At 47.7% G+C, this 12,547-nt stretch carries 11 protein-coding genes; 7 read left to right on the top strand and 4 right to left on the bottom strand.

What is annotated here, in order from left to right:
• Nucleotides 1-100: 100 nt before the first annotated feature.
• Both LIX84_RS01160 and LIX84_RS01165 read left to right on the top strand, forming a co-directional pair.
• Nucleotides 101-658, top strand: coding sequence for a TRAP transporter small permease (locus LIX84_RS01160; protein ID WP_226420398.1), 558 nt, complete (start codon nucleotides 101-103; stop codon nucleotides 656-658).
• Nucleotides 655-1,932 carry a TRAP transporter large permease gene (locus LIX84_RS01165; protein ID WP_226420399.1) on the top strand — a complete coding sequence of 426 codons (1,278 nt, stop codon included), beginning with the start codon at nucleotides 655-657 and terminating at the stop codon, nucleotides 1,930-1,932. Before LIX84_RS01160 ends, LIX84_RS01165 begins: the two co-directional genes overlap by 4 nt.
• 64 nt (nucleotides 1,933-1,996) lie before the next feature.
• On the opposite strand, the gene LIX84_RS01170 is transcribed toward LIX84_RS01165, so the two are convergent.
• Entirely contained in the window at nucleotides 1,997-2,998 is a 1,002-nt protein-coding gene (locus LIX84_RS01170) for an AraC family transcriptional regulator (protein WP_226420400.1), read from the bottom strand.
• Nucleotides 2,999-3,129: 131 nt separating this feature from the next.
• On the opposite strand from LIX84_RS01170, the gene LIX84_RS01175 reads away from it, so the two are divergent.
• The 3 genes from LIX84_RS01175 to LIX84_RS01185 are packed head-to-tail and all read left to right on the top strand — an operon-like array spanning nucleotide 3,130 to nucleotide 5,507.
• Complete coding sequence (locus LIX84_RS01175) at nucleotides 3,130-3,891, top strand: SDR family NAD(P)-dependent oxidoreductase (RefSeq protein ID WP_226420401.1); 762 nt, start codon at nucleotides 3,130-3,132, stop codon at nucleotides 3,889-3,891.
• 40 nt (nucleotides 3,892-3,931) lie between these two features.
• Entirely contained in the window at nucleotides 3,932-4,444 is a 513-nt protein-coding gene (locus tag LIX84_RS01180) for a 2,4'-dihydroxyacetophenone dioxygenase family protein (protein ID WP_226420402.1), read from the top strand.
• Between the two features lie 4 nt (nucleotides 4,445-4,448).
• Complete coding sequence (locus LIX84_RS01185) at nucleotides 4,449-5,507, top strand: zinc-binding dehydrogenase (protein WP_226420403.1); 1,059 nt, start codon at nucleotides 4,449-4,451, stop codon at nucleotides 5,505-5,507.
• Between the two features lie 83 nt (nucleotides 5,508-5,590).
• Here the strand turns inward: LIX84_RS01185 and LIX84_RS01190 are convergent, their stop codons facing one another.
• Both LIX84_RS01190 and grxB read right to left on the bottom strand, forming a co-directional pair.
• On the bottom strand, nucleotides 5,591-6,715 hold the full coding sequence (locus tag LIX84_RS01190; protein ID WP_226420404.1) for an alkene reductase: 1,125 nt from the start codon (nucleotides 6,713-6,715) through the stop codon (nucleotides 5,591-5,593).
• Between the two features lie 10 nt (nucleotides 6,716-6,725).
• Nucleotides 6,726-7,355 carry a glutaredoxin 2 gene (grxB, locus tag LIX84_RS01195; protein ID WP_226420405.1) on the bottom strand — a complete coding sequence of 210 codons (630 nt, stop codon included), beginning with the start codon at nucleotides 7,353-7,355 and terminating at the stop codon, nucleotides 6,726-6,728.
• Between the two features lie 199 nt (nucleotides 7,356-7,554).
• Here grxB and LIX84_RS01200 point away from each other — a divergent pair, with 199 nt between their 5' ends.
• On the top strand, nucleotides 7,555-8,490 hold the full coding sequence (locus LIX84_RS01200; RefSeq protein WP_226420406.1) for a LysR family transcriptional regulator: 936 nt from the start codon (nucleotides 7,555-7,557) through the stop codon (nucleotides 8,488-8,490).
• Here LIX84_RS01200 and LIX84_RS01205 read toward each other — a convergent pair.
• Nucleotides 8,443-9,354: a LysR family transcriptional regulator gene (locus LIX84_RS01205; RefSeq protein ID WP_226420407.1), complete on the bottom strand. Its 912-nt coding sequence runs from the start codon at nucleotides 9,352-9,354 to the stop codon at nucleotides 8,443-8,445. The genes LIX84_RS01200 and LIX84_RS01205 overlap by 48 nt on opposite strands.
• Before the next feature lie 220 nt (nucleotides 9,355-9,574).
• On the opposite strand from LIX84_RS01205, the gene LIX84_RS01210 reads away from it, so the two are divergent.
• Nucleotides 9,575-12,454, top strand: coding sequence for an amylo-alpha-1,6-glucosidase (locus LIX84_RS01210; RefSeq protein ID WP_226420408.1), 2,880 nt, complete (start codon nucleotides 9,575-9,577; stop codon nucleotides 12,452-12,454).
• The last annotated feature ends 93 nt before the right edge of the window (nucleotides 12,455-12,547 follow it).

Raw genomic sequence — 12,547 nt, forward strand, 5'->3', positions numbered from 1 at the left:
GCGCCAAGTTCAGAAAATCTTTCTTATTCACCTGATTGACTTGATTGTCATGAAAAGGATAACGTTTCATTAACATTTTTGTTGATCAGGAGCAGCGCGGATGAAAGGGATTTTTCAGTGGCTAGATAAATATATACAGAAAGCGGAGGCGGCACTGCTCATTGGCTCGGTGCTTCTTATTGCGTTGAACTCAATTGCTAACGTGTTAGGGCGCTACCTCTTTAGCCAAAGCATCTACTTTTCGGAAGAACTCAATTATTTCCTCATTATCGCCGTCACGTTTATTGGTTGCAGTTATGCTGCCCGCCAATCTCGCCATATCCGTATGACGGCATTTACCGATATGCTTCCAAAGCGTATACAAACTTTAGCCAACGGCATTATTTATTTACTCACCGCCGCATTGGTGGCGGTGCTAACTTGGTATTCGTGGCAATACATTGGCAAGGTGAGCCAAATGGGGCGTCTTTCTCCTGCAATGCAAGTACCTCTGAGCTGGGTGTACTTAATCGCACCGATTGGCCTTTTCTTTAGCACGGTTCAGTTCGCGCGTGTGGGTGGTCGCCATATCAAACGTTTCATAACGCTGACAAAGCGTTCACGCTCATCTCGACCAGATGGCATCGGCTCTGCCACTAAGCAGGAGAAAGCGCTATGACGACCGCTCTTGTTGCAACGATGATCACGTTGTTGGCTTTTGGCTTTCCGATGTTGGTACCGCTATTAGCGGCGACCATGTTGGGATTTATTGTTTTTCTTGGCTTGGGACCAGATTTTATGATCCAGCAAATGCTTGCTGGCATCAAACCCGCTGCGTTGATCGCTGTGCCTATGTTTATTCTCGCGGCAGAAATTATTACCCGAGGCGTGGCAGCAACGCGCTTGCTAGATGTCGCAATGGCGTTTGTTGGGCACGTTCGTGGCGGTCTGGCGATCACCTCATCGCTTAGCTGTGCGATGTTTGGTGCGGTATCGGGGTCCACACAAGCCACCGTTGTTTCTGTTGGCTCTATTATGCGACCGAAAATGTTGGAGTATGGTTACAAAGACAGTTTTGCTCTGGCTTTGATTATTAACGCGTCTGACTTAGCGCTCCTTATTCCACCGAGTATCGGTATGATCATCTATGGTGTGGTGTCTGGAACATCGGTTGCTGAGCTGTTTATTGCTGGTATTGGACCGGCGATCATGATTTTATTGATGTTTTCTGCCTACTGTTATTTTTATGCAGGAAAAAGCTCTGTAGAAAATGCCCCGCGAGCCAGCTGGAAAGAGCGTTGGACCACAATACGTAAAGCGGTTTTACCATTTGGTTTTCCGATCATTACTGTTGGCGGTATTTATGCTGGAGTATTTAGCCCTACCGAAGCGGCGTCGGTTTCGGTGTTGTACGCTGTGTTATTAGAAATGGTTATCTTCCGGAAAGTGAAATGGAAGGAGCTTGGCGAAATCGCGCTTTCTACGGGCATGGTTACCGCGGTGGTATTTATCTTAGTCGCAGCAGGGGCTGCTTTTTCTTGGGTAATTTCATTTGCCCAGATCCCGCAAGAATTGTTGGGTATGATCGGGATTAATGATCTTTCGCAAACCGAGTTACTGGTCGTTATTTCAATTGCGTTCTTTATTGGTTGTATGTTCGTTGATCCAATCGTAGTGATGCTGATTTTGATCCCTATCTTTGCACCTGTGATTAAGTCCTCTGGCATTGACCCAGTACTGGTCGGCACCCTCGTGACCTTGCAAGCAGCGATAGGTTCTGCAACGCCGCCATTCGGTTGTGATATTTTTACCGCGATTGCCGTGTTTAAACGTCCTTATGTGGAAGTGATTCGCGGGACACCACCGTTTGTGTTCATCTTGCTTTTGGTCTCTGTGATGCTGATTTTCTTCCCTTCGATTTCACTTTTCTTACGTGATTTAGCGTTTCGATAGTATCGACTAAACGCTCAAAGCCGCTGAATATCGGCGGCTTTTTAATCTATGCTCTCAAACTGGTTCAACTTATTCTGTTCTCCAGTCTCCATTGGCTAGGCGACTTTCCTGTCCAACTGCGAAAGTGGCGGCTGAATACCGCAGTTTCTGCATAACCCAGTTGCAACGCGATATCGGTAATACTCTGAATATTCTCACTTAAACGCTGCTCGGCGAAATCCTGACGCACTTGCTGCAACAGCTGTCGATAACTCGTGCTCTGCTGCTTTAGCTTGCTTTGCAGCATTCTCGGATGCAGGTCTAATGCTCTTGCAACGCGCTCCACGCTGCATTCTCCCGTCGACAACAAACGACCAATCATATTCGCTGCTTGATCACTCAGATTGTTAGGATAGCGGGTTTGTAAATACTTGAGGTGCTGTTGAAAGTGGCGATCCAGTGCGTCTTCGTCTTGGTGATTCTTAGCGTTGAGCAGGTTGGCTTTGAGCAATACACCGTCAAACTTATCACCAAAACGCAGTTTGTTCTGTTGGGCAAACTTGCTTTGCTCTACTTCCAAGGTTGCGTGTTGAGTCAGATGTAACGCGAAGTGGCTTGCTTCAATATCGAGCAAACTGGCGATAAACATGGCTAAGTGCGACACACTGAGCTGCATCAACTGCGCAATACCGCGGTCACTATTCACATCAATATTGAGCGACAATCGTACCCAATCATCTTGTGGCGTCATGTTGAGAGTAACGCCTGACGAATGCAGATAGAGATAATCATTCACCCGCGCCAATGCATCACCGACCGTTTCAGCACGAGAAACCAGCATCGGCAAATCGCCTAAACTTTGCAGGTTTTGGCGCTCGGCGAGTAACGCACCAAACAACGGTTGCTTACAACGAGCAGCCGCTTCCTCCAGCAATTCAGCCAATCTTGGATAAGCGAGATAGGTATCGGGATCGCGAAACTGCGCGGCAGATAGGCCAACAGCGGCCATTATCTCTTGCGGATTCTGACCTAATTCTGAAACCAAGCTATCAAACTTATCGGCAGCGCCACTTCGTACAATATACATGTCTCGATTTTAAAATGTTAACAGGTTGTAAATCGCAATATATCAAATTTACTTCGTAAAAGGTCAAGTGAGTTTCTGCGAGTTGATCTAAGTTACATTTCGATAACAACAACGCATGGATGAGAAGCTGTATGGAACTTATCAATAAAACTGCCATCGTGACTGGCGCTGCGGGTGGAATTGGGCAAGCTATTATTGCAAAGCTAAGAGAGCAAGGAGCCAAAGTGCTTGCTGTCGATATTTCAGAGCAATCATTGCAAATGTACGCAAGTTTTGGCTCTAAGCAGTTGGAAAGCTTTGTTGCGGACGTCACCGATTACCAACAAGTCGAAGCCATGGTGAAGTACGCGGTCGAACAATTTGGCTCACTTGACATCATGGTCAACAATGCAGGCATCGGCGCACCGAAACCTCTGCTTGAACATGATCCTATCGCCGACTTTGAGCCTATCTCTAAAGTCAACCAAAACGGCGTTTACTATGGAATTCTCGCCGCTGGACGACAATTCCAAGCGCAAGGGACACCGGGCGTGATCCTCAATACCTCTTCCGTTTACGCCCAAATGGCCTCCGAGATGACGTTTACCTACAACGTCAGTAAAGCCGCAGTCGATATGATGACCAAATGCGCCGCTCTAGAGTTAGCGCCTCTGGATATTCGTGTGTGTGCCGTCGCTCCGGGACGCGTTGATACTCCGATGTTAAGGCAATACGAAGAGATCGGCTTGTGGAACCACATCTGCAAAGAACAGATGCGCCAAAACTTCACGCAACCAGAAGAGATTGCCAACGTGGTAGCGTTTCTTGTCAGCGAGAAAGCCAACTGTATCAACGGCTGCACCATCAGCGCATCTGACGGTTTCGAGAATTTTAAGTACCCACTCATGGGATAGGCGAGCACGCCACATTACAGCAATAGTGAGGATGTAAGTTATGTCATTACCAGAAGTTATTCAGCATCAAGATTTCCTATTAACTCTTAATACGAATGAAGAGTCGATCATCAAAGACGCGCTACCGGGTGTTGATGTTTACCCGCTGTTTCTTGATCCAGAAAACGGTACGTGGGTGATTCGCGCCAAGTTCAAACCGGGCGTGACTCTACCTAAGCACTTCCACACTGGTGTGGTGCACTTCTATACCCTAAGCGGCGCTTGGCACTACATTGAATACCCAGACCAAGTTCAAACCGCAGGTAGCTATTTATATGAGCCAGGTGGTTCGATTCATACCTTCCACTGTCCAGAAGAGTCGGGTGGTGCAGATGGCTTTATGGTGATCCAAGGTGCGAACATTAACTTTGACGAAGAGGGTAACTTCATCAACATCATGGACGCAGGTTGGATTGAGCAAGTGGTGGTTGCCGCCGCCAAAGCGCAAGGTTTTACTGCACGCTACATCAAGCCGGGTGCGATTGCGGCCCTGAGTGATGATCTTGCGGAGTAATCTCATGCAACAGATGAACAGTATCGTAATGCAGGATGGTAGTGTCCGCCTGCAGCAAGTCGAAATACCCCAGCCCGCAGCAGGACAAGTGTTGGTTCGAAGTCTCGCTTGTGGCATCTGTGGCTCCGACCTTCACATTACTCGCCACGCGGATGAAGTATTTGATGTATTCCACCAGCTTGGGTTGATGCCAAACGAAGTGAATGATCATGCCCAAGTGATGTTGGGGCATGAGTTCTGCGCGGAAATTGTCGAATACGGCGCTGACACGCAGCAAACGTTGCCCGTTGGTAGTCGAGTCACGTCTGTGCCGATGTTGCTCAGCCAAAATGGCGCGGGCGTTGGTGTTACTCCGGGTACTTATGGTGCTTACTCTGAGTATTTCCTACTTGATGAAGCGCTCCTACTGCCAGTGCCCGACGAAATGCCGTCTGAAGCGGCAGCGTTAACCGAGCCGCTGGCGGTCGGTTTGCATGCGGTCAATCGCAGTGAAATCGAAACGGAAGATACAGCGCTGGTTGTCGGTTGTGGCCCTATAGGGCTGGCGGTGATTGCAGCGCTCAAACAACGCGGTGTGAGCAACATTCTTGCGGTCGATCTTCAGGAAGAGAAGCTGCAACTTGCCAGCGAGTTTGGCGCAAATCGATTGATCAACCCGACCAAGGAAGACGAGATCGCCGTCGGGGCACAGTACGCAATGAATTCACGTTTGGTCATTTATGAGTGTGTTGGCAAACATACTTTAATTGATGATTTCATGCGCCGTGCTCCTGCCCGAGCACGAATCGTTGTATCAGGCATTCATACGACTCCAGCAACCGTTAACTACGCGTACGCGACGGTAAAAGAGCTCGATTTGAGATTCTCTTACTACTACCAACCACACGAGTTTGAGCAATGCCTACAAGCGATTGCCGAACATAAGTTGCCTTGGCAGAAAATGCTCACTGCCAAAGTGGGAATCGATGGTGTGGAAGATGCGTTTAGACAGTTAATGACGCCAAATGATCACATCAAAGTCGTTATCGAACCTTGGCGCAGCGGCGCGTTAGAAGTGGTTTAACTCTTAGCCAACTTAAGCTAGCCAAAACCAAGTTTAGTTTGGTGACAGCCCCAACCGTAGCAGCTAGGTTGGGGCTTTTTTTGTTAGGCCTGTTCTGCGCATTTCTGTTGCAGAGCAGGGTAATCGGTGTAGCCTCGTTCGTTTCCGCCAAACAACGTTGAGCCATCGAGTTCTGCCAACGGATGGTGATGTTGCAAGCGAGAGACTAAGTCTGGGTTTGCTACGAATGGCCGTCCGAATGCGACAAGATCCGCGTAGCCTTTCTCTAATACTTCGTTTGCTCGTTGAGGATCGTAGCGACCTGCAACAATAATAGCGTTGCGAAAGCGCTTTCTAAGTTCGACTCGAAACGCCTCAGGAATCGTTGGAGCATCGGCCCAATCGGCCTCGGACAAGTGTAAGTAGGCAATGTCGCGCTCCTGTAGTTGCTTTGATGCTTCTAAGATTGTTGGCACGATATCTGGGCAGTCCATATCTTTAAACGTAATGAATGGTGCCAATCTCACTCCAACTCGATGCGCACCAACAGCGGCGATAACTGCATCCACTACTTCGATAAGAAAACGGATACGATTTTCTCGTGGACCGCCGTAGTTGTCTGTTCGATGGTTTGAGTTGGTTCTTAAGAACTGATCGATCAGATACCCATTCCCGCCGTGGATTTCTACACCATCAAAACCCGATTCAATGGCGCGTTTGGCTGCGTTCGCGAAATCACCGACAACTCGGTTGATATCCGCTTGTGTCATGGCGCGTGGCTCAACACAATCGACCATATTGCCGTTGCCTTGTTCATCCGCAATCCAAACTTGCGTCTCTACCGGAGCGAGCGCAGATGGCGCGATAGGCTGTTCACCATTTTGGAATGTTGGGTGAGACACTCTGCCCACATGCCATAGCTGACAAAACATCGCTGCGCCTTGTGATTTGACCGCTTGGGTCACACCTTGCCAGCCCGCCACTTGCGCATCGGTGTAAACGCCAGGGGTGAACGAATAACCTTGAGAATCGTCCGAAATTTGTGTGGCTTCGGAAATGATCAGCCCGGCAGAAGCGCGCTGTTGATAATACGTTGCCATCATCTCATTCGGGATGTTGCCCGGCTGAGTGGTGCGTGCGCGAGTCATTGGTGCCATGACAATACGGTTTTGTAGTGACAACGCTTTCAGTTGAGCTGGTTCAAACAGCTTATTTGTTCTTTGTTTCATGTTGCGCTCCTCAGATAAGTACTGGCACGTTGGTCGCTTTACGAGCGGTTGCCATCCAGTGAAGTACGGCTGGATCCCATTGCACTTCGGGCGTACTGAAAAAGCCGCGTAGAATGGAGAACATAATGGCCTGATCAACCAGTGACGTTTGCTTTTCTGAACTTAGGTTGAGCAAGGGCTTGGTTTGTTCTATCAAAGCGGCGACTTCTTTCGCAATCGCAGGTGTATCGTTAATCAAAGCTTCAAAATTTAACGCTTCGGTTTCCTTTTTTGCACGCCATGCTTGTTTAGCGGTTTCTGTTGCAAATTCCGGTAACGTCATGTTTGACCAACGCGGATACCCGACTTTTTGTAGCGGTAAAAACGCTTGTTTTTGCCAGTCTAAAACCGGTGCTGAGGGTTGGCTGTTCTCGCTGGAAGATGCCAGCTCAAGGAAGTAGTTGATGATGTCTAAGCTTTCCGCCATGGCTTCACCATCGTCTTTGATCAAAAGAGGAACTTGTTTTGCGCCGATGAGGTTTGTGGTGGTGCTCTCGTCGTCATAAGCAATGTTGATGACGTCGAGCTGAATATTCAGCATGCCTGCAACAAAACGGACGCGGGCGCTAAAGGGGCAATGTTCATAAATGTACAGTTTCATTTTTTGTTTCCTATCTCTTGGCTGGGCAGGGCGTGTTGTTGTGCGTTGAACAGCGTTACGGCGTTTAACTTTGCCCTGTCACATAATGTTCTGGGTCTAAACAATGTCGATAGGGTCAGTATATGGATTCGACTTAATTTGATAATTGGGTAATATCTGAATTGATTATTCAGTTTTTCCAAATAATAAGGGCGCGAAGATGGATAAGTTTTCGGATATGACGTTGTTTGTCAGCATCGTTAAACATCAAGGTCTGGCAGCGGCGGGAAGGGAGTTAGGTTTGTCTCCGGCGACGGTAACGGCAAGGCTGCAAGCGATAGAAGAACGCTATGGCGTAAAGCTGCTCAACCGAAGCACACGCCACGTATCACTCACGGACGCAGGGGCAATGTACCATCAAGCTTGTCTGAACATCATTGATAGCGTGAAAGAGACGGAAAACTTACTGCAAACGGGTATTTCGGAAGTGCGCGGAACGTTGAAAATTTCAGCTCCACGAGATATTGGCAAACAAATTATTTCGCCGATGGTGTCGGCTTTTTCTGAGCAATATCCGGATGTGACGCCTTATCTTTATCTTAATGACAATTTATCGAACTTGGCTGAATCGGGGCTCGATTTAGTGATTCGTTACGGCGAGTTAGCGGACAGTAATCTCATTTCGCGCAAGCTGGCGTCGAGTCAACGCGTGCTGTGCGCGTCACCTGATTATTTGTCGAAGCAAGGTGTCCCAAACTGTCCACAAGATCTCGCGGATCATCGCTGCCTAGCCATGGTGCGCAGCAATGAAGAATTAAAAACGTGGCACTTTAAAGATGAAGAGTCTCACCAAACGATCACGGTCACGCCAAAGCGATTTTCTGATGATGGTGAAGTGATTCGACAATGGGCGTTGGACGGTGCGGGGATTGCGTTGAAGTCGATTTTAGATATTCAGCAAGACCTAAAACAACAACGTTTAGTAACGGTTTTGGATGGGTATATAAAAAACTTCAGCGCTTTTTCGCAAGGCGCTGAAGCGGATCTGCATGTCATTTATCAAAGCCGCCAATATCAACCGAAAAGAGTTCGCCTGTTTTTGGACTTTCTAGTTGAGCAATTTAGCGCGCTGAGTGATGCCCGCAATCAGATCTAGATGCGATTCCGAGGTTTCTCGGCGGTGGCGATAAATCCCGACGGTGCCAGCGTTTGGTTCGTTTTCCATAGTTAAGTATCGTAAGCCAAAGGATTCCAAATACGATTGCAGATGGCGGGTATAAGACATCACCGCGACGCTTTCTTTCAGTACATCAATACTGGCGAGCAGAGAATCCACTTCGTAAGTCGGTCTGTCATCCAGTTGCTGCCTTTCGCGTTCATTTTGTTTCGGGATTGGGTTATCGATGACGTGAGCGAATTTCTTAGCGTCATAAGTGACCGAAAGAGCGGGGTATTCGTGCAGCATCTCCTCGGTGACGGTTTTCCCTAGAAGTGGGTGGCTTGGGGAAACAAAATAGGCATCAACCGTTTGAAATAGCGGAATAAACGTAACATCGCATTTAGACGACAAGCCGACAATCTCGTGGCCGATGAAGAATTCAATCTGTTCGTTGATTAATGAATCCATCAAGCCTAAGTGGTTGCCAAATTCGACGTGCGTAGATGCCGATGGCTGCTTGGTCAGATGTTCATTGAGTGCTTGCTTGACGAACAGCGGCCACCACGCATCGCCAGTACCCATTTTAATTTTTCCGACTTGGTACTGTTTCCGTTCATCAATGCTTTGCATCATTTGGTTGTATTCATGCTGCATCGCGTTGCTATGGCGATAGAGGATGCGTCCGTATTCGGTCAACACCATGCCATTAGGATAACGCTCAAACAGCGTCACGCCGAGATTCTCTTCCAGCTTCTTTAAATTGCTTGTTACCGTTGGCTGGCTTAACCCTGCCATTCTTGCCGCAGCACTGATGCTTTGGCAGCGTGCAACCAGTAAAAATTGCTGCAGAGATTTGTCCATTTTCTTTCCCCTCTAAGAACGAGGGGTATTTTGCACAATTTCATTTATAAATCACAAATCTGTAATCTCATTTGATTGAAATTATGCGCATTTCATAGATCTACATCACTGTTGGGGTTTGACGTATAGATGTTATCTATAGCTCGCTCCTGACTTCCTATTTTCCCCTCAAAAAGGTGTTCTTTAGACTGTCGCCAAAACAACAATCTAAGGGATGAACATGAAACTGAGTTTTATTGCGCTTGCTGTCGCGTCTTGTATTGGTCTCGCTGGATGTGGATCAGATTCTTCTGATGCGCCTGTGCCGGTCGACAAACCAATTATTTCAGCCGACTTATATTTACGTGGTTTAAATGGGGATTGGGGCACGGCAGAGCATGCCAAGCTAAACTATTTGGGTAATAACGAGTACGAAACCGTACTGCGCGTCGCTCGAGGTAGCAATCAGTTCAAGATTGCTGATCCGGGTTGGCAGATCCAATACACCTATTTTGAGGAGCCCGCGGCGTTCGACAAAGCTCAGGAGTACCTGCCTAAACCAGACACGAATGACGCGTGTATGAACGATGATTGCAACTCTGAGATCACGTTTGAAGACAAAGGGTATTACAAGTTTTCTGTGAGCTTTGCCGATGAAAGTCGCGCGACAATGACTGTGACGAAAGCAACGCAAGAAGAAGCGGAAAAATACTACTCTGATGCGATTCTCGACCCTGCAATGGTGCATGAAGGGCATCAGAGTAAAGAAGTGAAACTGTTCGCCAATTACGATGACTCGAGTGATACCGTGATTTTTTCGGTGAAAGATCCTAAAGCTGAGCTGCGTGAATTTGGTATTTCAACGACGACAGAATTGCGTGATGCGCTCGACCAAGGCTTAGTGATTAATGAGCAAACAGGGCCGCGAGTGGTGTCGGGTGATGTCGCGTTTGACGCGTTGTTTGCGTTGACGATGAAAGAGCTAGACCAGCTTGCCGTTTCTGAAATCAAAGACGGCAATTACAACTACAACAACCCAATCAAAGCGGAAGTTTTTGAGACGGGCGCGAAGTGGCATTACGTATGGACGCGTGATTTGGCGTACGCAGCAGACCTTTCGCTTGCATTGATGAATCCAACGCGCGTGCAGAATGGTTTGAATTTCAAATTGTCCGCTTTCCGCGACACGACCGATCAGCAATATGATGGCGAGCAGATTGTGCAAGACACGGGCACTGGCGGTAGCTGGCCAATCAGTACCGACCGCACGACTTGGGCGCTTGGTGCAGAACGCTTACTTTCGGCATTGGATGGGGAAGAGTACAACCAATTTGCCGAGCGCGCTTACAAAGCGATCAGTAATACACTTGAAGCCGATCGCCTGGCGGCTTTTGATGCGAAATCTGGTTTATACACTGGCGAACAATCCTTCCTCGATTGGCGTGAGCAAACGTATTCAACGTGGATGCCAAACGATGTCAACGCGATTGGTAACAGCAAAGCGTTATCAACAAACGTGGTTCACTACCGCGCGATTCAGCTCGCGGCTAAGTTGGCAGAGAAGTACGATTCAACCAACGCGGTCAAATACACTGAATGGGCTGCGCAGTTAAAAACCGCTATCAACGATCAGTTTTGGAATGCTGCACGCGGTATGTACGTGAGTTATTTGTTTGATAATGGCAAAGACATCGCGGTTGACAAATACGACATGTTGGGCGAAGCACTGGCGATCATCAGTGGTGTAGCAAGTGATGCGCAGTCGAAACAAATCATGGCCAATTACCCACACAGTGAGTTTGGCGTGCCGGTTTACTTCCCTCAACAACCGGACGTGCCTGTGTACCATAACCGCGCAATTTGGCCATTTGTTACCGCGTACAGCTTGCGCGCCGCGCATCAAACACAAAACGTGGCAGCAGCGAACAATGCCATTCAATCGTTGGTTCGTGGTACGGCAACCAATTTATCCAACATGGAAAACTTAGAGTGGCTTTCTGGTAAGTCATTCATTATCCATAGTGATCATGGCGAAGATCCGAGCTTGGATGGCCCAGTGATTAACTCTCAGCGTCAGCTTTGGTCTGTGGGTGGCTACTTGAACATGGTGGTAGAGACCCTATTCGGCATCCATACCGAAACGGGTAAGTTGGAAGTGAAGCCGTTTATCACAAGTTGGGTGCGCAATAACTTGTTGGCTCAGTCTGAACAAATTACGTTGGAAAACTTTGCCTTTAAAGGAAATAACTATTCGGTAACCATTGATTTGCCTGAAGTAAGCAAAGATGAAACAGGTTACTACCCAGTTGAAAATGTCACGATGGACGAAGAGGGGCATTTCCACGTGACACTGGGCGCGCTTGTGAATGTAGATAGCAGCATTACTTTAGTCTCTGGTGTGAAACCGTATGTGAGTGAAGATAGCCGCGTTTATTCTCCGCAAGAGCCAACATTGGTGGTAACAAGCGTTGATAATTCGGTTTCGATTGACGTGACGAGCAAGTACAACGTGAACTTGTATCGCAATGGCGAGCTGATTCAAAAGAACGTGATTGCTCAATCTTATTCCGATACGCCAACAGGTTTTGCTTGTTATTTGGCTGAAAGCATTAACGATAAAGGCTTCCGTTCTAACCCAAGCCAACCAGTTTGTGTCGGTGAAGAGAGCCGCATCAAACTTGCTGGCGAATATCAGCCACTCAAAGACAATGTCTCAGTGGTTACGGTGAGCAAAGACAGTGGCATCGTAAAGGGTGCAGAGTCGTTTACAGCTCCTGTAACGGGCACTTACCAGTTCGATGCTTGGTACAACAATAACCTAGGGCAACTTAATACTGGCATTACGAACACCGTGAAATTGTTAGAGGTATTGGATGATGCAGGTAAAGTGGTTGGTCAAGGTTACTTGCAGATGGGCCATATTGGTGAAAACCAAGGTATGCGTTACTCAACGCCAATTGAAGTGGCGTTGGAGCAGGGGAAAACCTATCAGATCGCGCTGAAGGACCACTTCAATATGAGTTACCTCACATCGAATGAAACCTACATCTACGCTGGTGGTATTGAGGGTGAAAAGAACGAAGCTCAAATCGCAGATATTCGAATCACACCTTTAATGTAGGCTGTTTTAACAAAGCTGCGTTCTAAAAACTGTGTTCTAAGAAAAACAAAGCCGCTGAGATTATCAGCGGCTTTGTTGTATTTGCTATCGGAG

Origin of the sequence: Vibrio sp. E14, from assembly GCF_020515785.1 — a bacterium.
GTDB lineage: Bacteria > Pseudomonadota > Gammaproteobacteria > Enterobacterales > Vibrionaceae > Vibrio > Vibrio diabolicus.

Excerpts from the sequence above, each read along its gene's own strand:
- LIX84_RS01190 (WP_226420404.1), bottom strand. The coding sequence starts at position 6,715 with ATGAAACAAAGAACAAATAAGCTGTTTGAACCAGCTCAACTGAAAGCG.
- LIX84_RS01200 (WP_226420406.1), top strand. The coding sequence starts at position 7,555 with ATGGATAAGTTTTCGGATATGACGTTGTTTGTCAGCATCGTTAAACAT.
- LIX84_RS01165 (WP_226420399.1), top strand. The coding sequence starts at position 655 with ATGACGACCGCTCTTGTTGCAACGATGATCACGTTGTTGGCTTTTGGC.
- LIX84_RS01175 (WP_226420401.1), top strand. The coding sequence starts at position 3,130 with ATGGAACTTATCAATAAAACTGCCATCGTGACTGGCGCTGCGGGTGGA.
- LIX84_RS01170 (WP_226420400.1), bottom strand. The coding sequence starts at position 2,998 with ATGTATATTGTACGAAGTGGCGCTGCCGATAAGTTTGATAGCTTGGTT.
- grxB (WP_226420405.1), bottom strand. The coding sequence starts at position 7,355 with ATGAAACTGTACATTTATGAACATTGCCCCTTTAGCGCCCGCGTCCGT.
- LIX84_RS01210 (WP_226420408.1), top strand. The coding sequence starts at position 9,575 with ATGAAACTGAGTTTTATTGCGCTTGCTGTCGCGTCTTGTATTGGTCTC.
- LIX84_RS01160 (WP_226420398.1), top strand. The coding sequence starts at position 101 with ATGAAAGGGATTTTTCAGTGGCTAGATAAATATATACAGAAAGCGGAG.
- LIX84_RS01185 (WP_226420403.1), top strand. The coding sequence starts at position 4,449 with ATGCAACAGATGAACAGTATCGTAATGCAGGATGGTAGTGTCCGCCTG.
- LIX84_RS01205 (WP_226420407.1), bottom strand. The coding sequence starts at position 9,354 with ATGGACAAATCTCTGCAGCAATTTTTACTGGTTGCACGCTGCCAAAGC.
- LIX84_RS01180 (WP_226420402.1), top strand. The coding sequence starts at position 3,932 with ATGTCATTACCAGAAGTTATTCAGCATCAAGATTTCCTATTAACTCTT.